This is a genomic window from Paenibacillus sp. FSL K6-1122 (assembly GCF_037977015.1).
GTDB lineage: Bacteria > Bacillota > Bacilli > Paenibacillales > Paenibacillaceae > Paenibacillus > Paenibacillus amylolyticus.
Genome location: NZ_CP150272.1, coordinates 2606969 through 2626204 on the forward strand (window position 1 = coordinate 2606969; position 19236 = coordinate 2626204).

Annotated in this window: 21 protein-coding genes; 20 read left to right on the forward strand and 1 reads right to left on the reverse strand. The window is 33.5% G+C overall.

The features are described 5' to 3' along the window. Window positions 1-14 precede the first annotated feature (14 nt). A complete protein-coding gene (locus NSQ20_RS11640; protein ID WP_340032511.1) occupies window positions 15-206 on the reverse strand; it encodes a hypothetical protein in 192 nt (63 codons plus the stop codon). 157 nt (window positions 207-363) lie between these two features. On the opposite strand from NSQ20_RS11640, the gene NSQ20_RS11645 reads away from it, so the two are divergent. From NSQ20_RS11645 to NSQ20_RS11740, 20 genes are all read left to right on the forward strand, one after another. Then, on the forward strand, window positions 364-1407 hold the full coding sequence (locus NSQ20_RS11645; RefSeq protein ID WP_340032512.1) for a site-specific integrase: 1044 nt from the start codon (window positions 364-366) through the stop codon (window positions 1405-1407). Beyond that, window positions 1404-3644 carry an AAA family ATPase gene (locus NSQ20_RS11650; RefSeq protein ID WP_340032513.1) on the forward strand — a complete coding sequence of 747 codons (2241 nt, stop codon included), beginning with the start codon at window positions 1404-1406 and terminating at the stop codon, window positions 3642-3644. Before NSQ20_RS11645 ends, NSQ20_RS11650 begins: the two co-directional genes overlap by 4 nt. A 1414-nt stretch (window positions 3645-5058) precedes the next feature. Beyond that, window positions 5059-5487 (forward strand): YgiT-type zinc finger protein, encoded by a 429-nt coding sequence (locus NSQ20_RS11655; protein ID WP_340032514.1) that lies wholly within the window; start codon window positions 5059-5061, stop codon window positions 5485-5487. Window positions 5488-5726: 239 nt separating this feature from the next. Next, a complete protein-coding gene (locus NSQ20_RS11660) occupies window positions 5727-7169 on the forward strand; it encodes a hypothetical protein (RefSeq protein WP_340033020.1) in 1443 nt (480 codons plus the stop codon). Between the two features lie 612 nt (window positions 7170-7781). Further along, window positions 7782-8459 (forward strand): hypothetical protein, encoded by a 678-nt coding sequence (locus NSQ20_RS11665; RefSeq protein ID WP_340032515.1) that lies wholly within the window; start codon window positions 7782-7784, stop codon window positions 8457-8459. Continuing rightward, window positions 8453-8614 (forward strand): hypothetical protein, encoded by a 162-nt coding sequence (locus tag NSQ20_RS11670; RefSeq protein ID WP_340032516.1) that lies wholly within the window; start codon window positions 8453-8455, stop codon window positions 8612-8614. Before NSQ20_RS11665 ends, NSQ20_RS11670 begins: the two co-directional genes overlap by 7 nt. 33 nt (window positions 8615-8647) lie before the next feature. Further along, a complete protein-coding gene (locus NSQ20_RS11675; RefSeq protein WP_340032517.1) occupies window positions 8648-8989 on the forward strand; it encodes a hypothetical protein in 342 nt (113 codons plus the stop codon). Window positions 8990-9201: 212 nt separating this feature from the next. Continuing rightward, window positions 9202-11376 (forward strand): hypothetical protein, encoded by a 2175-nt coding sequence (locus tag NSQ20_RS11680; RefSeq protein ID WP_340032518.1) that lies wholly within the window; start codon window positions 9202-9204, stop codon window positions 11374-11376. 22 nt (window positions 11377-11398) lie between these two features. Beyond that, window positions 11399-14431, forward strand: coding sequence for an N-6 DNA methylase (locus NSQ20_RS11685; protein WP_340032519.1), 3033 nt, complete (start codon window positions 11399-11401; stop codon window positions 14429-14431). 99 nt (window positions 14432-14530) lie between these two features. Then, complete coding sequence (locus NSQ20_RS11690; RefSeq protein WP_340032520.1) at window positions 14531-14773, forward strand: hypothetical protein; 243 nt, start codon at window positions 14531-14533, stop codon at window positions 14771-14773. A 31-nt stretch (window positions 14774-14804) separates the two neighbouring features. After that, entirely contained in the window at window positions 14805-15020 is a 216-nt protein-coding gene (locus NSQ20_RS11695) for a hypothetical protein (protein WP_340032521.1), read from the forward strand. A gap of 179 nt (window positions 15021-15199) precedes the next feature. Then, window positions 15200-15346, forward strand: a complete 147-nt coding sequence (locus NSQ20_RS11700) for a hypothetical protein (RefSeq protein WP_340032522.1) — start codon at window positions 15200-15202, stop codon at window positions 15344-15346. Window positions 15347-15610: 264 nt separating this feature from the next. Continuing rightward, window positions 15611-15859 carry a hypothetical protein gene (locus NSQ20_RS11705; protein ID WP_340032523.1) on the forward strand — a complete coding sequence of 83 codons (249 nt, stop codon included), beginning with the start codon at window positions 15611-15613 and terminating at the stop codon, window positions 15857-15859. 46 nt (window positions 15860-15905) lie between these two features. Beyond that, entirely contained in the window at window positions 15906-16109 is a 204-nt protein-coding gene (locus NSQ20_RS11710) for a hypothetical protein (RefSeq protein WP_340032524.1), read from the forward strand. A 23-nt stretch (window positions 16110-16132) separates the two neighbouring features. After that, complete coding sequence (locus NSQ20_RS11715) at window positions 16133-16324, forward strand: hypothetical protein (protein ID WP_340032525.1); 192 nt, start codon at window positions 16133-16135, stop codon at window positions 16322-16324. 468 nt (window positions 16325-16792) lie between these two features. Beyond that, a complete protein-coding gene (locus NSQ20_RS11720; protein ID WP_340032526.1) occupies window positions 16793-17065 on the forward strand; it encodes a hypothetical protein in 273 nt (90 codons plus the stop codon). Window positions 17066-17199: 134 nt separating this feature from the next. Next, window positions 17200-17439: a hypothetical protein gene (locus NSQ20_RS11725; protein WP_340032527.1), complete on the forward strand. Its 240-nt coding sequence runs from the start codon at window positions 17200-17202 to the stop codon at window positions 17437-17439. 72 nt (window positions 17440-17511) lie between these two features. After that, complete coding sequence (locus NSQ20_RS11730) at window positions 17512-17691, forward strand: hypothetical protein (protein ID WP_340032528.1); 180 nt, start codon at window positions 17512-17514, stop codon at window positions 17689-17691. Window positions 17692-17712: 21 nt separating this feature from the next. After that, entirely contained in the window at window positions 17713-18744 is a 1032-nt protein-coding gene (locus NSQ20_RS11735) for a hypothetical protein (protein ID WP_340032529.1), read from the forward strand. Window positions 18745-18838: 94 nt separating this feature from the next. Next, entirely contained in the window at window positions 18839-19171 is a 333-nt protein-coding gene (locus NSQ20_RS11740; protein WP_340032530.1) for a hypothetical protein, read from the forward strand. Window positions 19172-19236 lie beyond the last annotated feature (65 nt).

Sequence of the window (19236 nt, forward strand, 5' to 3'; positions counted from 1 at the left end):
CATTTCTATATGTATTATTTATTCACAATTTTTTTGTACCAAAGAAACTCACTATCTACCACGTCCATATACTCGATGCAATCTTCAATTCCCTCTTTTATCCAACTTGACACCATTTTCTCATCATAATGATCTACATCGTATCCATCATAGTATCGATCCTCCCATGTAATAGTAGAGTGATTTCCTTGTTGTCCTTTTTTCATTCAGTTTTCCCTTTCGGCGCTTGGCTTTTTATGTATTCGGAGTGTATGTCCGTGTTTCTATTATATTCACGACAACAATTATCGTCAAGTATTATATTTACATAACTAATCTTATCATATATAATAGTATTACGAAGACACAAAGGGGGACAAGAATATGACTGTAGTTCATAATGTAGTGGGTTTACATAGGGGTTCGATTGATGAAGACATAAAAACATTTATAGGAAAATTTCAGAGTCAACACACAAGAAAGAGCTACGAGAGAAGTATCAGGAACTTTTTTATGTGGTACAGAAATAAAGATATTGAGCAACTTACAATAGAAGATATAAAAATTAGAAATACAGATATCGTCAAATATCAGACTTATCTAAAATCTCATGAAGCAGACTACGCCAATGTCACAGTGAATAATTATATAGAGGCAGTTCAAAGTTTGTATGAGTTTTTTGAGATTAATGAATACCCTGTAAAGTCAAAACATTTAAAGATAGACATTCTTTCTAATGATAGCGAACATGCAGGAGCTCTATATCTTCATGAAGCAGAGCAGATGGCAGAGCTTGTTTTAGAAGAAAGGAAACAAGGACAAGAAAAATCAGCATTTTTACGTATGGCTTACACAACTAGTTTTCGTAAAAGCACACTTCAAAATCTGAAATGGACTGATATTAAATTAAATATCAGTGGTAACTATTATGAGGTTTCAGTAGTAGGAAAAGGAGGAAAGAAGCATGTAGTTCCTATTTCAACCGATCTTTACAATGAGCTTCTCAAGATTAGAGAATTTGCTTATTACCAAAAATATGAGGATGACCGTATATTCCACCTAACAGATAAAACCATAAGATTGATGTTGGAATCTTTGAAACAAAAATTAGGCATTTTGCCTGAAAGAAACGTTGTATTCCACAGTTTCAGAAATGTGGCTGCTGGTTTTGGAACTTTAGAAGAAGCAAAAAAACATCTTAACCACTCAAATATCTCCACGACCGAAACTTACTATAGGCATATCAATGAAGACCTATCAAATAGCATTAGTTTGAGGATTGAAGATAAGATAGATGATTCTGTTCTAGAATCGCTTACAAAAGAAGAATTAATTGAGTTAATTGTGAATCAAAATCAAGGAACATTGGCACAAATCAAGAGAGAGGCACAAGAAATAGTGCAGAATAAAGGAGAGATGAATAGTTGAGTATTATTGAACTGAAATTAACACCAGAAAAGATGATGTTTCCGAGAAGAGAGGCTGACAATAAAAATGATTTTAGGATATATTCATGCAATACCAAAAGCCCAAATGTACTTTTAAACTCTTATGACAACTTGAGTATTAAAGGCGTGATGCAGCGGTTAGAGCTAGGGGTTGAGTACTCAGCTCAAATAGAACTTGAAAAAGTAGATCCAAAGCACGGCGCTAGTTATAACGTGTTATCAATTTATCAAGAAGTTCCTGAAGCAATGGAGGGACAAAAAGCCTTCCTTGCTACTTTAATGACAGAGTTACAACTTAAGGAAGTGTATAAAACGTATCCAAATGAGGATATTGTAAAAATGATTATTGATGATAAATTTGAATATGAAAAAGTTAAACAGTTCGGATCAAAGACTTACAAAAGGATTAGGGATAGGATTCTTGAAAATATCGCTTACCGTGACATACTAAGTCGATTAGGTAAATACGGCATCACCTATGATATCATTTTAAAACTTGAGAAAAGTTTTGGCTCGAAAGAGTTGGCAATCCAGAAAATTGAGGATAATCCATATGAACTTACTCAATTATCTGGATTTGGATTTAAACGAGCAGATAAAATTGCACAGTTAATGGGTTTTAAGAAAGATGATCCACATAGAATAAAGTATGGGATAAGATTTACTATTGATGACAACCAGCAACAAGGGCACACATATATGCTAAGAGATGAGTTGCTGAGAAATGCTTCTGAGAAACTTGAACTCACTGAGGTAATAGTTGAGGATAATCTAAATGATACTGATGGAATAGTGTTTATTGGTGACAAGGTTTCATTAACTAGAACCTACAATGCTGAAAAATACATAGCCAAACGACTGATGGAAATGTTAAGTAGCGGAAAGGAATTAAATTTTGATCACGAGAAATACATTATAGATATTGAAGAAGAGTATAAAGAGGACATACCAAAAGGACTTACATATCAACAAAAGGATTTCTTTAGAAATATTCAAAAACATTCCGTCAACCTACTGATTGGCTATGCAGGAACAGGAAAGTCAAAACTTCAAAAGTTCCTTGTGAATCTTCTGAATAGACTCGGACTTACATATGTTTTGCTATCCCCATCAGCTAAAGCAGCAAAGGTTACCCGCACATACACAGGGGTTAACGCTCAAACGATACATAGAAGAATTGGTTTTGGAATGGACAAAGAAGAGGAGATGATGCTTGAGATCCACGAAGATTTTGTAATAATTGATGAGTCCGGTATGACAGATGTGTTTATTCTTTCTTCTTTACTTTCTAAGATTAAGAATCCGAATTCGAGAATACTGTTCGTTGGTGATGATTTTCAGTTACTATCAGTACAAGCAGGTAACTTTCTACATGATGCTATTGAGAGCGGAGCAATTCCAATGACTAAACTAGATATTGTCTTCAGACAAGGTGATGGGGGAATCCTTAATGTCGCAACTAAGATCAGAGAGGGTAAACAAATTGTGTCTGATGATTTTGATGGTAAGAAGTTATTCGGAAATGACTTTCTTCTTCATTGTGTTGATCAGATTCAAATAGAAAAAGGATATAAACACTACTATAACTTGTTACTCAATACATATAAACCCGAAGACATCATGGTTTTATCCCCAACTAAAAAGGGGAAAATAGGAACAATAGAATTGAATAAATACATACAAGAACAGGTCAATCCTTTTGATGGTAATAAGAAGCAGCACGAATATGGATATGATGGATTAATAAGAGTTGGAGATTATATACTCAACACGGTTAATATGTACAAGATAGCAAACATGAATGAAGAAGCTATTGATGTTGTAAATGGAGATTCAGGGAAAGTTATCGATATAAAGACAGAGGACGACAAGAAGAGTAGTGATGATGATCTACTGGAGAGTGAGAAGAAGGGGATTGTAATTCAATTTGATGATCAATTAGTTAGATTGGACATTGGATTAGCAGCTCAATTATTATCTGCATGGGCATTAACAATACATAAGAGTCAAGGTAGTTCCAGTGAAGTAACGTTAATTGTAGTAGATAGGTCCAATAAGTTTCAGATTAGTGCTAACTTGATTTATACAGCTATTACGAGAAGTGTATCAAAGTGTATATTTTTAACCCAAGCAGAGACATTGAATTTTGCTATTAGAAAAGTGGAGAGCAAGAGACGTAATACTCATTTATGTGATTTATTACGTGAAAATAATTAAATATATCTATTTTTAATACGATGAATGAGTCCATTGGATATGAGTGTCCAGTGGACTTTTTGTGTTTCACGATTGAGTTACGATTGAAGATAATCGTTAATTTGGATGATAAGATAAAAAGTGTAGGCATATCAAGGGAAATCGGTTGTTGAGGGTATATTGAGAATATTAATCATAAGTGTGCATCGTAAAAGTGTAGGCATATCAAGGGAAAGAGACTGAAATATGATGTAAGATGAGACAATATGCGATAGTTACAACATTGTAATGTATTATAAAACATAGATGAGATAAGGGAAATAGAGAGGAGATGCGATTGAGATTGTGATTGAAATTTGGCGAATAATGAGTGAATGGTTACAAATAGATTACAATTAAATGGTAATAATATGGGAGGGGATGAAATAAAAATCAGGGTGTGGGAGTAGAAGTGCTAGGCCACTATTTTCCAATTATGACTCGATTTTGGATTTAAAATAGCCCCCCATCCATGCTCTATGTATCATATAAGATATATTATAGGGTAGATAGAACTACCCACCAACACACATCCAACTGATCCACTATGCTACTCAATTGTCAATACTTTTCTCAAAAAAATATTCAAATTGCTCAAAAAATTTCAAATTTCAAATTTCACATCCATATACCCCAGTAGGGTATGTTAAAATCGCTGAGTAACAGTGTTTGCATATATCATGACTTATTATAACTATTTTAATAACTATCACTCATCTACTCATCTCACCGTTATCACATATCTCCATCTATCTCACTACTATACTAACTATATCCATCATATCCTATCACTACTCATCACATATATACTATTCACCTTACCCTATCCCAACTCATCCACTACACAACCTACACATCACCACATACACAATCTCCATCTCAATTTTCACTCTCACAATTTCAAATCCAATTTCCTAATCTTACTTTACATTTCAAATTTGCCTTATCACTAATCCATCCTAAATTTCCATCTCAAATTTCAACTTATAATAATAAAATAATAAATACTATTTTTAACTTTACATACACTAAAGTAAAGTGTATAATTGACTTATGGGATTGGAGGTGTTAACATGACAAGTAACGAGCATCAACAAATCATCAACCTGATACACTCACTAGCCAACCAAGACAAGTACATGCTGAGGTTACATGCTAGGCAACGTATGAATGAACGTAGAATGACCGACTCTGATGTTAAAGATATACTAACCAATGTTAAACGAGTACTACGAACAGATGAAAACAATCCAGACGGTGTTACATCGTATAAGATAGAGGGTGGCATACATAACCATAGACTAGCCATCAAGTTCAACCTAAACGAACTAATTATAATCATTACAGTAATGGATAGGCACTAATCTGTGCTTATCCTTAATAGGAGGAATAATGTATGAATAAGCTTACTAAGTGTGTAGAGTGTGGTTCAACCAGTCTAATCGAAATCAGCCATACAATGGAACATAATGAAGATGGTAAAGTGTTTGTTATAGAGAACATACCAGTAACACAATGTAACGTATGTAATGATATATACTTATCACCTGAAGCAAATAGATACATTGATAAGCAACTAAGTATATTTCGTTCTGGTGGATTCGATAACAAGGCCAAGGAAGTTACTAAGAGTAAAGGGATAACTCAAGAGGAGTTAGGCAATAGGCTTTCAGTAACTAAACAACGAGCTAACCAGATACTCCATGATTACAACTTAGATGTTCAAACGATGATCAAGGTGGCTTCTGCAATCAATGAACCAGTCAAGAATGTGTTTGATTTCCGATCCATACAGGAGAAGGATAATAAGTTTTACATTAGTTAAGCCGTGATAGGCTTTTCTTTTTACCTTAATTACAATAAAATAATATTGATAATTTTATAAATGAGTTGTATAATTATTGTATCCATTAACGCTTTCACTCTAGCAATGGAGTTTTACATATATGATTCATTATTCATTTAACCATATAAGAAAGGAGGACTAAAGTTATTGCTCGCAAAAAAAGACTCACAGTAACAGACATCATAGGCAGCGAAGTTGAACAATGGCAGCAGGGTGAGATTATCACAATTGAAGCTGGTACAGGTGTAGGTAAATCATACTTCATCAAGAACACTCTATATGAGAAGGCTAAACGTGAGGGAACTAAGATACTGTTCCTCCTTAACCGAACACGACTGAGTGAACAGTTTCAACGTGAGATTGAACAGGATAACAAGAATGATACTATTGACATTTTCCTGTATCAAACTATTGAGAGTGCGTTACGTAAGAAGAGTAGAGTTTTCAGCGACAAGTATCAATACATTGTATCTGATGAGTTTCATTACTTCTTAACTGAGTCAAAGTTTAACTTCAACACTGAGGACTCGTTCAATATGATATTGGCTGATAGCAGAAAGACAAAGATCTTTATGTCAGCTACAGCAGATTCATCTATTGAGTACTTTAAGCACAAGGGTATTCAATACAGGAGTTATAATGTTCCTCATGATTACAGTCACATCAAAGAATTGTTGTTCTATAGAAATGATAAAGTGTTAGAAAAGTTTCTACATACGATTCCTAAGAATCAAAAGGTGATATGTTTTACTAAGTCAGCAACTAGAGCAGCCGATTTACATTTATTATTTAAAGATTCACTTTTTGTTTGTGCTGAGAAGACAGTATCTGGAGTAGGGAAGAAAATTGATAAAGAAAAAATTAGTCAAATGCTTACAGATGAAAAGTTTGAAGAGAAATTCCTATTCACCACATCAACACTTGATAATGGTATTAACCTGAAGGATAGACAGATTAAATATGTTATTGCTGATATTGAAGACGTGGATACTCTGATCCAATGTTTGGGCAGAAAGCGTATTATGGATGGTCGAGATAAAGTTACTGTTATTATCAAAGACATGTCCAATAAGATGATGAACAAGAAGATGGTTCAGTGTGAACGTACGATTGTCCCAGCGAAATATTTACTTGAAACTGGATCTGCTGAGTTCATTAAAAAGTATCGCAGAAGCAATAATCCTCTTATCTACGACAAAGCAGCAAAAAACGTGGTTGGATATGAGAAGGTAGTAAATGAAATAAGATACTTTAAAGAATGCTATGATCAGATTTTGTACAAAAACTTACTTGAGAAAGAGGAAGGATACATTAATTATATGAAAGATAAACTTGGACAAGTGAATCACAGTGTATTAGACGATACAGTTAAAAAGGCTACGATATCAGATTATCTGGATGGAATTGTAGGTAAACGGTTATACAAGGAAGATCAAACTGAATTAATAAAAAGAATTGATCTGAGAGATGGACGTGGTAGATTACAGAGAGATTGTGATCAATTAAATATTTATTTCCAAAAGAATGATTTGCCATATAGTTTGAACAATAACGATAAAACTAACAAGGACAGAAGGCGGAAATTGGGGGACGGTCAAATCAACCCAAATTACAACAAGAGATGCTGGATTTTGGCTAAATATCAGGCTTTTGACGTGTAGCTTGCGTCCAAAACGTGGAATATTCCTTTATATAAGGGTTTTAATTAGAAAATAACATAGTAAAATCGTTGATACATAAGGGTTTTTGATCACCTTTGCGTCCAAAACGTGGAAAATGAAAGTACATATTTGATTATTTTTGATGTATTGAAACTTGAAAAAACGTTGATACATAAGGAAATATTGGATTTACGATTAATTCCAAAATAATTCACTTAATAATAGGTGGCGAGATCCATTCCGTTACACTCCATGGCTGTCGCTTCACCTTCATCCACAACATAAACCGTTGTGTCTGTCATTTGGTTTACTTATTCCTTAGCTTAATTCAAATTATTAACACATTAAGTCACTACTAAAAAAGGTGGCTTATTTGTGTTAATAATGAATAAATAATACTAGACAATCATATGTTTATCGTATATAATAAGTATATAAGGTAAAGGAAAACGAATAGAGGAGTTGAAGCTAAATGTGTCAAACTAAACTGGCAATTATGAAGTCACAATGGGCACGTAAGCAAGCACTAAAGAGTAAAACAATCGTAGGTGCATTGATCCTTCGTTAATATATAATAACAATAAAATAATAAAATATAAGGTGGTAATTATAATGACAAACTTCAACCAAATGAACATGGATTACAAAGTGGATTATCTTTCAGAGCTACTTGCTAACCAAATTCGCAAATTTGACGACAGATATAGTAACTTGTCCGATGCTGATAAAGGTTCTGTGAAATTGGGATTTCATCTTGATTTGACTGACAACAATGTCGATGTTACCGATGAATTAATTGAAGCTGTAAAGGCTGAATTCTCTAATTCTCCTATGGCTGACATGCTTATTGAATTCATGCAAGCAAATACTACTCAAGTGACAGAGGATCAAAAAAAGATTTTCAATGCACTAGAAGAAGGACGAAAAGTGAGTATTGTAAAATTCTCTGAGTTTGGATTTCCGCAACTCACTCATACGGTTATCGAGTCTGTAAAAGTAGGCCGTTACGCTCAGTATAATAATGTATTATACATAAATCACAAACCTAAACGTAAGCGGATTAGTTGGACTGAAGTTGTTTTACCTTACCAAGAAGTAATAATTTATGATGGTTGGATTGATTTTGATATTGATGCAATCTCCAATACAATCACATCTAATCATTCTATAACTGTTAAACAATCTAAATATACAAGTTTTGATCCTCAATTTATGAATGATATCAAGTCTAACTTAAATTTTAATCCACTGATCACAATCAACAATAGAGAGGAGGTAATCACATGTTAAGAATTTACTACATAAGTCCAGTACATAAAACAAACCCATATGCAGCGTTTAAGCAGCCAGAGCAAAGAGTAATCTCACAAAATCACATCAAACGTTCGCCAGTAGGGTTATCCTTCAGCCAGCACCTTGAACTTGTTAATTCATTGATTAAATAACAATAAAATAATAAAATAAGGATGTGTATTAGAGTGAAAAAGTTTACTGTATTGTTGATGGTGTTCGTATTGTCTCTGATGGTGTCTGGTGTGACTATGGCAAGTGGGACTGAACAAGAGTCCAAACAGGCCACTATGACAGTCGATAAGGTGTATTACATGAAGGGTAGTGGTTACTATGTTGCTCATACAACAAAGGATGAGGAAGGACACTTCTGGGTGCTACAGGTTACTGATATCGCTATCCCTAAAGAGGATAAGTCATTTACAGAGGTGTTACGTAAACAATATCAGGGTAAACAAGTAGTTGTAACATATGCAGAACCATTGAATGATGATGAAGAGGTAGAAATCTGGGGAGTTAAACTTAAATAGTTGACAGGTTTGTATTAAAGGTATATGTTAAAGTTAGGTTATGATTATTACGAATGATTGAGGTGGTAGCTACTCTTGGCGGGGAGGCTATCAAAGAGGGAGACTCTACTTAGGTAGAGTTTTTTCTTTTTCATCAATTACAATAAAATAATACTTGTTTTAATGTAGGAAATGCATTATAATAAGATTATCAAATAGATGAGGTGATTCGGATGCATTACTTAGATAAGCAAGAAGCTAAAGTTAACATCATGTATAAATTGGTGGACGCAGGTTGGCGAGTTTTTGGATATAAACAAGATGAATCCGATTCAATGGTTGATTATTATTCTCCTGCTTCGTGGTCTGGTGTCGCAACTAAGAACGGGTATGTATTGCTGGTTGATGTGTGCAAATATAATCTTTCTGATTCTGGTCGCGAAGTAAGAAAATATGACTACAATAAGCAATCATATGTTGCAAACTCTCGTATCGAGAAATTAAAAGCTATGATGATTGACGCAGCTTCTACAGAGAATGAGAAGGCTTCATGTGCTGTACTAATTGAAAAAGAAATGGAAAAGGCCAATGTTGAGCCATCTTATACAGTTATCGAAACTTATCCAACTTTTGTATTTGCTAATCCCAAAGGTGCAAGTTGGCACATCGAGAAAGATGGTCAAATCATTGCAAAAGGTAACGGAGTTTACGCAACCAATACATATGATTGGGAAAACAAAGAGAAATCTGCAACCCAACAAAAAGAAGAGAAAGTTATGTCTTTGGTTAAACGTATTGAAAAAGCTTTGACTGATGCAGATGCTCTACAACCTGAAGTTGTTAAAGTTCCTGTTAAAACAATTCAAGTAGTTGAAAAATCTGTTACTGGAGTTACTGAAGCATATATCAAAGAAGGATTCACATTTGTAATGAAAGTTGGATACACTCATGGAGCGAGTAAAGGAAACAGATATACATTAATTCACATCGATCAACAGTTTAATAAATATCACACTTTTGCAAAGTTAGGTAAAAACAATAAACCATCTAAAAGCATTGATAAGTCTTGGAGTCTTTCCGTTGATAAAATTAATGCCCTGCTGGGTAAAGGGCATATTGCCGTTATTGAGTTTATTGAAGTTACTGAGTATGTAGAAAAAACAGTTTACAAAAAGACAGCGCGCAAACAAACCGTATCTGATGTTCCAGCAATTGAAACTACTCAACAAAATGATAGTAATGAAGAAATTGGTGAGACAGTAAACAAAAATAGTAACGAAGAATTAAAAACTGTTTCTGTTGTTTTGAACGAAGAAAAGAATGGTATTGAAATTTCCTTTGCTGAGAAGCCAGAGTCTGAAATAATTGAAGAACTAAAATCCAATGGCTTTCGTTGGTCTCGTTTCAATGGTGGTAAGTGGTGGGCAAAACAATCTTCTGAAACAATTGCATATGCTGAGTCGCTTGCGGTAAGCAATGACGATTCACAAAGTGTAGTACAAGAAGATGAATTTGAAGCTTCTCATATACGAGAAAATAATATAAAAAATATAAATGAAAATGAAAATGTTTATACACAGGAGGAAAAAACTATGAACAACGAAGAAACCGCAAACAACATTGAAGCCATTGACGATATATTTGCAAAGTTTGATGATATTGAAATAACTAATGATCAAAGAATTGCTGATGATGACTACACGTTTTGTAAAGAGCAAGAAACAAAATATAAAGCTCTCTTATTGGCCTACAATGGTTTTAATGATGAACTTAACAAAATTTCTCATGGTTCCTTTCATGGCGTAATGAGTTCTTATGATTATGAAAATAGTTTAACAAAGATCAAAGAAAGCTTCATAAAGAATATCTGTTATCACTTTATAAATAAATATAAAGTAACAATTGAAAGTGAAAAAATAATCAAAAAATTGAATTTTGAGAGTGGTTTTCAAGATATCTTGGACAATATCTTTACTCAATTGGATGGGTACTCATTTACTGAAAAAGCCGAAAAAGAAATTAAAGATAATACCAAAGAAATATTCAAATATGGAGAAAAAATATTAATTAAGGGTAATAAACTAAATCTTGACGGATATTTTGCACATTACGATTCGATTTGGAAGAGATATGAATTAAAAGAGGATAGCATAATTAAAATTTTTACATCATTACAATTATTCGATAGTGGATCACTTACAATAAACGAAGAATTAAAAGATAAGTATTGCGGATATCAAAATCAAATAAAATTAGAAAACTATGAACGCTATGCAACACAAACATTGAAAAAAGTAAAATCAATTAAATTTTATAAAAATGGGAAATTGGATATTGAATTTATCAGCAATCAAGAAGCTGCACGATTCGCGTCTGAATATTGTGGATATAAAAAAATAGCTATGTAATTGGAGGAAGGAGTTTAAACAAGTGGCATATCAGATTACAACTATTTCTGTTCCATTAAATAAGAGAAAAAATATAAATGATAAAATAATTCATCTAATTGATAATGGTTTGACTGAAAAATACGGAATAACGAAACAAAACATTTTCGATACATACACAGGGAACGGCGGTCTTCATGGATTGAGCTTTTCTGACTATAGAAGTTTCCATGAATACACTGAAGCCAAGAAGGATATGGAGGTGGGGCAGTTCTTTACACCTCACTTTCTATCTAAATTCCTCATCGACTGTCTTAGACCATCTAAAGACGATTTAATCGCGGATATGACTTGCGGCATGGGTAACTTCTTTAATTGGTTACCTAATCATAATAACGTATATGGAAATGAACTTGATATTAGAGCATTTAAGGTGGCTAAACATCTCTATCCAGATGTAAACATGTCTCATGACGATATTAGAAATTATGAACCACAAATCAAGTTTGACGTTGTATTGGGAAACCCACCCTTCAACTTGAAATGGGCTTACAATAACGAAGAATATCTAAGTCAATTATATTATTGCTTGAAGTCGTGTGAACTTCTTAAACCTTCAGGAATACTTGCTTTGATTGTTCCTGTGTCGTTTCTAGCTGATGATTTCGCAGATGGTGGTATGATCAAGACATTAAACGATAAATTCAACTTCATTTATCAAGTTGAGTTACCTTCTGATTCTTTTGAGAATGTTGGCGTAAGTAATTTTAGAACTAAGGTAATGTTTTTTCAAAAGAAGAGTCAGTATATTGTGTTTGATAGACCATATGAAAGTACTATTTCATCAATTCAAAACATAAGTGAATCAGGCAGTGATTTCATTTATAAAACATACATAGAACCAATCGTTAAAGAAAAGGAGAAAATTAAGCATAAGATATTTTTGGAATCATTAAGAAGCGGAAGCGAAGATAGTAATTATCAGGAGGCCGTTAAAAAGCTATTATTTGATATAAAGCGCAATCCTAAAATTAGCGACAAATATACTAAATGTTTGGAAAAGGTTAATCAGTTAGCCTCACAAAAACAGCCTGAGTCGATGAAATATGAAGAGTGGGCAAAAGTTAGGTTAACACCAAATAAGGTTTTATCATATCTGAAAAGAATAGTTAAGAATCAACACATAAAAGAGATTGATACAATAGAGTTAGTTAAAACAGCTTCAGGTTTAAAGTACAAAGCTTATTCTCATAAAGCGAAATTGCAACTATCTAAAATGAATAAAGTAAAAGAAGCATCATTTGTAGATATGATTATCAATGAAACATATCCTTTTGAAGATCAAAAGTTTAAAAAGTTACAACAAAGAAAAATTGATGCTTACAAGAAGCAAACAGAGCCATTTAAAACAATGTCACAAGATAAATATATCTCTAAATGGTTAAATGAATATGAGTTAAACGACACTCTGAATGACCGTGTAATCAAACTCAACGATATACAATGCGATGATATGGGGAAGATGCTTCAAAAGCGATATGGGTTGTTACAGTGGGACTGTGGGGGTGGTAAATCTCTTGCAGCCCTTGCCTATTCTCAGTATCATCTACAGCACAACAATGTGAGAAATATGTTTATAGTTGCTCCAGCAATTGCAATCACAGGTACATTCGAAACGATACTTGCTAGTTACGGAATTCCTTTTGTGAAAATAGATTCATTACAAAGCCTATCTACCATTAAAATGTCTGATATTGTGTTGGTAACGTTCAATATGCTCACTAAGTATCAAAGACAGATAAAGAAGTTTATCGGCTTAAATGGGCGAAAAATTGGCTTAGTTCTTGATGAGAGTGACAGCATAGCCACCATGACAAGTAAAAGAACGAAAGCTACGTTAAACGTATTTAGGAATGCAAAGTATAAGCTGTTGACAACAGGTACGAGTGTTAGAAATTCAATAGGTGAGGCATTTCCACAATTTCAGTTACTTTATAATTCCTCGGTTAATTTCTTAAACCAGTGCAAAGAAATATATGTAGAAGATAAGAAAACAAAGGAATTAAAAACTGAATTAAATAGTCATTACCTAAAACCATATCCGCAATATCATAAAGGACAAAAATTATTTAAAGAAAGTCACATACCTGAAAAAATAACAGTATTCGGAGTGTCACAAGCTACGCAACACATTTACAATTCCGATACGCTCAAAACGCTAATAGATTCAACGATTATTACAAGAACCTTTGAGGAAATTACAGGCAGATCAATTGCTAACATTGTTCAAAGTACATGTAGTTTTAATAATCATGAACATGATTTATATAAAAAGATCATAGAAAAGTTCTATGAAATGACTAGAAACGTAAATAGAACAGGTAATAGTAGAAAAGATAGAATGTTAGAAATCCTTCAACAACTCAATATGCTTATTAGGAGTTGCAGCGCTCCACACCTTTTTAAGGAATATGAAGGTAATGGATATTCGTCTAAGTTTGAGAATGTGTTTGAGAAGCTGAGTAAGTGGGATAATGAGCCCATTGTAATCGGATGTAGATTTAAAAAGACAGTCTATAGCTATGCAAATTATATCAGCAAACTATTCCCAGATCGTAGACTGTTTATTGTTACTGGAGAGGACATGAACCTTAAGCAAAGAAAACAAATGATAGTCGAGATGAAAAAATGCATTAATCCTATTATGGTTTGCACTCAGCAATCATTGTCTAGTAGTATAAGCATCAATTACGTAAACAAAATCATTGTTCCAGAGTTGGCGTGGAATGGAGCAAGCTTACATCAGTTCACAGCTAGATTTGTACGTTTTGATTCAGAATCAGACAATAAAGAGATACACTATGTAACGTATGAAAATAGCATAGAAAGTAATTTGCTTAAATTAATATTGAGTAAGGAAAAACTTAATTTATTTATGAAAGATGATGAAATAAGTGATGATGAATTATACAATCGGTTTGGTGTAGATTTTGATATTGTAAACATGTTAATGACCAAGGAGCAAGATAAGGACGGATATACTAGATTAAAATGGGGACAACAGGAGATAGTATAGATAAAAAACATTTAAATAACAATAAAATAATACTAGACAAGGTAATAAAAATGGTGATATAATTACATTAACAAGTTAACCACTAAGGAGATGATACATATGTTTAAATTTATCAAAGGAATCAAAGAAGCTAAGGCACAGAAAGAAGCAACTCGAATTGAAGAAATTAATGTTCGACTTGCGGAAGAACGTGCTAAACATGAACGCATCTGTGCAGAGTTTGCAGCAAAAGAAGTTGCTCGACTAGAAGCAATGCGCAAGGAAAGTGGCGAGAAATGGAAACAGCGCTTTCGTGAAGAGTGTGAACTTCAGGGCAAACAAGTACCAGCATACATGAAGTGATATAATGATTTTCATATGAGGAGGGATACGATTGGAAAAGACTAAGTTTGATGGTCTATACGAATACATGGGCTATGTAATATACAACGGTGGATCTAAACATGAATGGGACGTGGAACCGATCCATTGGGACATAAAAGCCGTTGAACGATTTAAAAGTCAATCAGAAAGCCATAAGACTTTAGCCAAAGCCAAGAAGTGGATTAAAGAAAATGCAGATTTGGTCAGAGAGAAAGACTACTTATAAGTTAATTATGAGTAGTCTAAAATTATAAACAATAAAATAATACTATACAAATATATAGTATAGTGATATAATTACCTTATCAAGTAAAGATAATACATAAACAACGTATCGGAACGAGAAACGATTTACTGGAACTAGATAATATACTCATTTGATCAAGATATTAGGAGGAATTAACAATGAAAACAAAAGAAGAATTGGTTGCCCACTATGAAAAACAATTGGAAAAGGTTATTGGTGCATGTGGAAATGATCATAGAAAAGAAGACTACATTGATCATGCGAAAGCTAACCTTGAAGCAGTAAAGAAGGGTAGAGGTTGGTAGGTGGAACATGGACTTATATAAAATTTACGAAGGAACTATCAAGGCTATGCAAAACACTCCATGTAAAGTGGCTGTGTTCACGGATGGAGAAAATACAAAAGTGTTTCAAAAAGTGTTCTACAAAAACAACTTGAATAGACCTAATTGGTTTAGAAATATCATCTTAGAGAGAAGCAACCTAACTTCAGTTGAAAGTACGCTTTTGACTTCTGGCTATAAGAGTATGTAAAAGAGTGATTTCATCCAGATGCGGAGGGGAAAGAAATGGCGGTGAGAAAAACACATAACAGGAAAACAGATAACAGATTTTTCTCTACAGATATGAACGAAACAATTAGTAAGGCGAAAAAACATTATAAAGTGTTTGGAGAGTTTTACGTTAACACCGTTATAATCGACAACATTGTCTCCTACTATGCTGGCAATCAAAAGAACAGCACGACACAAACACACTTTATAAATACTTCAAATTATGGCGATAGAGCGAGTTGGAAGGAAGTAATGTCTGAATAAAATTCTTGTTTTAAAAAGAAAACTATAATACATAGGAGTGATTATAATGTTTACACCTGATGAAGTAGTAGAATATAACAACGTTCTGTATGTGGTTGACTGTGATACTGAAGAATATGTTTATCTGTTTAATGAAAATGACACTCAAAGGGTAAACGTTTGGGGTCGCCAAGATATCAAGAACCGGGGCGATGTAAATGTGAAGTTTGAAATCTTTAGGTATCACAGGGTTCCGGTATTTGAGGTTTAATCAACTACGAGAGGAGTGAATACATGAAAAAAGTACTAGAGTACATCCACGTAACTTATCACTATGAATCCAGAGAAGAGCGAGAGGGCCACGTTTTACAGATGGAGTCCGAAGGATGGGAATGCAGCGGTCAAATTAAAGAAACAGCATCACTACACACTGGAGAATATGTTTATTGTGGGAAATTCGTAAAGCACAATCCATTTATAAAATAATACATAGGAGTGATTGCATTGAGATATACATTTGAAAACTGGATTCAAACAGAGTATTGGGAAGGAGCACTAATTACCTCTCCGACAGGATTAGAGTACTTAACGAATGGAGTTTCAAAATGGGAGCCAAACGCAAACAGAAAATATAGAGTCGTTGACAGCATTAGTAATAAAATTGGTTTCAAGAGTCGATGGAGTATGTATTCACCTTATGACCAAATTGAAGGAGTGAAATAGCAATATGAAGGATGAATTAATCATCACATTGAAATCAACTAATAGTGTTACAGATCTCATAAACTTTGTTACAGAAGTAAATAAATCGAACAACTTATCTGCGCTGGTGTTACCAAGATCAGAAAATGAGCAGCTTCAAATTCAGATTTATAAGATCAATTCATAACCACCTTCATATAATGAAGAGTTTAGATTTTAAATTAAAATGATATAGAAAAAGGAGGCATCTATATGAAAGTTGAAGAAAATCATGACTTAGCTAAGAAGATTATTTATTGGGCTGGTCGAGGACTAGAAATTAGCTACGATATTATTAATCAAATTGATAATGGGCACCAAAAAGATGTTGAGGCTGGACACTCACCACTGCATACGTTCACTGTTTATGTCTTTAGTAAACAGCAGGAAGACTATATTTATATGGTAGCTCATGATGACCCCATTGAAGCGTTGAAAGATGGCGTAGCTTATTGCGAAGAAAAGTTTACAGATTATGTTTATTGATAAAAAAAATAGCTTGATTAGAACTAACTACTGCATAATTATTCGGGTTTAAAAGTATAACGCTCGCAATTCATGATAATTCTATTCATGGTACTGAATAAATATTAATTCTACGAGAATGGAGAATGGAAATAATGAAGATTGATAAATTAGTTAAGCAAATCACTAAGAAACTTGATGCTGAAGGATTGAAATATGAAGTAATAGGGGATCAACACACATTCGCTATCTCACCTACATGTACAATACACACGAACCAATGCACAATTGAGATCATAAAGGATCGGATCACGGTTAATGAGTTGCCTGTAACGGATGTTGATGAAATGATGGAAGAGATTATGGAAGTTGAAGGCGGGACATATGTTGGTTAAGTCTAAATGAAATGCCTATTTGAACAAATTTTTTTAATCATAAATTAAAATATATTTTAAGGAGGTGAACACATGACGCTCAAAGAAAGAACGCAAAAAGTTATTGATGAGTATGGAATCAAGAAATCCTTTATTGCTAAGAAACTTGGAATCAGCAATTCATTGTTTTCATTGTTCATCAACGGGAAGCAACCATTACAAAAGCCTGAGATACAGAAATTAGAACTACTTATTGAATCTTATAATAAATAATACATATTGAGGAGAATGAAAATGGCTAATGCAAAAGTAGATACATATATGGAAGACGTATTGTTGAGAAACCAAAATGTTAGGCGTGTAGAGGTATTAGATAAGATTAAAGAATTGGTTATGCTTCCTGACAACAAGCATGTTACTGTTAAAATGATTGCTGATTATTATGAGGTCGATAAGAATGTAATTGAACAAATCATAAAGAAGCACAGAGATGAGTTCGACGAAGATGGTGCACGATATTTGAGAGGACAAGAGGCAGTAGATTTTAATACTGAAAACAATTCAGTATTAAGAATACCTCGTAAAATGGTGAATGTTTATAATAGAAGATCAGTATTGAGAATTGGTATGCTTCTCAGGGATAGTAGCGTTGCAACTAAAGTAAGGCGGTATTTATTAGATGTCGAAGAGAAAGTTTCGGATAATGTTAAGGGAGAGGTATTAGGAAGTTGGACAGACAATGATTTGTATGTTCTCAATCAAACAGTCAATGAAGAAGTGGGAAAAGGTAAGACAAAAATGAATGCAATAAGAATAGCAGCAGAGAAATTAAACAGAAATGCAAATAATGTTCAACAGAAGTATTATCAAATTAAAAGAAAATACGGATCTTTGCAAGATTATATAGTTAAACATAATGTGATCTATCTGGAACCTTCATACGACAGTCTCATGCCTTCGGAGAACAATTCGACACAACAGCACTCTGACGTAGTTTTGGCTTTAACAACTCACTTAGAGTCTGTCTTGAGAGATGTTAAAATAGAATCTAATCTTATGTCTCAAATCAATGAACTTAGATTAGAGGTTGGCGATCTGAAGAATCAACTTAAATTGAAAGAAGTTCTACTTGAAGGAAAAGAAGCTCAACTGAACAACAAGACAAAGTTAAACAGTAAGCTTAAAAAAGAGAAGTCCGATTTAGAACATAAACTGAGATTCATCTCCCAGATTCTTAATAGTAGCAAAGTGGTTGATAATACCCATACAGAAATTCAAGACACAAAGAAGTATGTGATCAAAAATGGTGTCATAGAGACCCAATAAAACCAGTCTTTCATAGTGATTCAAAAACCTATGTTGTCATCGTTTGAGGTATAACATATACTATATCTTACATTTGAAGAGGGAGTGGATATTTATGGGAAGTAAAATAAAGTATGAGTTTACTAATGAATCTGATTATTTCGTGGTGCTTGGAGATTTCAACAAAATTATCTCAACTTGGGAAAGTAGAGACGAAGCAATTATTGCATTAGACAAGGAGAGTAAACTCAATAAGGATAAAGATATCTTCCCCGAAGATCAAGCTCAGAATAATACTATTTGGGCAGATATTGCACTTGTGGAACCGGGAGAAACTATTCAGGGCACTTTATATGGGCACATTAAAACTCCTGAAATTATTGAACAGCGTGAACTCAGCTTGCCATCTCGGATGTGGGCAGATCCAAGCTTCCTTTACCAAGATTAAGAGTGGTCGATTATATATAGATTAAGAGTCCTGATAGGGCTCTTTTTTTGTTCGTATAAAACAAG

Bases quoted from the DNA above. Each gene is read 5' to 3' on its own strand.
- NSQ20_RS11680 (WP_340032518.1), top strand. From the start codon at position 9,202: ATGCATTACTTAGATAAGCAAGAAGCTAAAGTTAACATCATGTATAAA.
- NSQ20_RS11645 (WP_340032512.1), top strand. From the start codon at position 364: ATGACTGTAGTTCATAATGTAGTGGGTTTACATAGGGGTTCGATTGAT.
- NSQ20_RS11725 (WP_340032527.1), top strand. From the start codon at position 17,200: ATGAAGATTGATAAATTAGTTAAGCAAATCACTAAGAAACTTGATGCT.
- NSQ20_RS11665 (WP_340032515.1), top strand. From the start codon at position 7,782: ATGACAAACTTCAACCAAATGAACATGGATTACAAAGTGGATTATCTT.
- NSQ20_RS11715 (WP_340032525.1), top strand. From the start codon at position 16,133: ATGAAAAAAGTACTAGAGTACATCCACGTAACTTATCACTATGAATCC.
- NSQ20_RS11705 (WP_340032523.1), top strand. From the start codon at position 15,611: ATGGCGGTGAGAAAAACACATAACAGGAAAACAGATAACAGATTTTTC.
- NSQ20_RS11640 (WP_340032511.1), bottom strand. From the start codon at position 206: ATGAAAAAAGGACAACAAGGAAATCACTCTACTATTACATGGGAGGAT.
- NSQ20_RS11740 (WP_340032530.1), top strand. From the start codon at position 18,839: ATGGGAAGTAAAATAAAGTATGAGTTTACTAATGAATCTGATTATTTC.
- NSQ20_RS11720 (WP_340032526.1), top strand. From the start codon at position 16,793: ATGAAAGTTGAAGAAAATCATGACTTAGCTAAGAAGATTATTTATTGG.
- NSQ20_RS11730 (WP_340032528.1), top strand. From the start codon at position 17,512: ATGACGCTCAAAGAAAGAACGCAAAAAGTTATTGATGAGTATGGAATC.
- NSQ20_RS11710 (WP_340032524.1), top strand. From the start codon at position 15,906: ATGTTTACACCTGATGAAGTAGTAGAATATAACAACGTTCTGTATGTG.
- NSQ20_RS11655 (WP_340032514.1), top strand. From the start codon at position 5,059: ATGAATAAGCTTACTAAGTGTGTAGAGTGTGGTTCAACCAGTCTAATC.
- NSQ20_RS11700 (WP_340032522.1), top strand. From the start codon at position 15,200: ATGAAAACAAAAGAAGAATTGGTTGCCCACTATGAAAAACAATTGGAA.
- NSQ20_RS11670 (WP_340032516.1), top strand. From the start codon at position 8,453: ATGTTAAGAATTTACTACATAAGTCCAGTACATAAAACAAACCCATAT.
- NSQ20_RS11690 (WP_340032520.1), top strand. From the start codon at position 14,531: ATGTTTAAATTTATCAAAGGAATCAAAGAAGCTAAGGCACAGAAAGAA.
- NSQ20_RS11735 (WP_340032529.1), top strand. From the start codon at position 17,713: ATGGCTAATGCAAAAGTAGATACATATATGGAAGACGTATTGTTGAGA.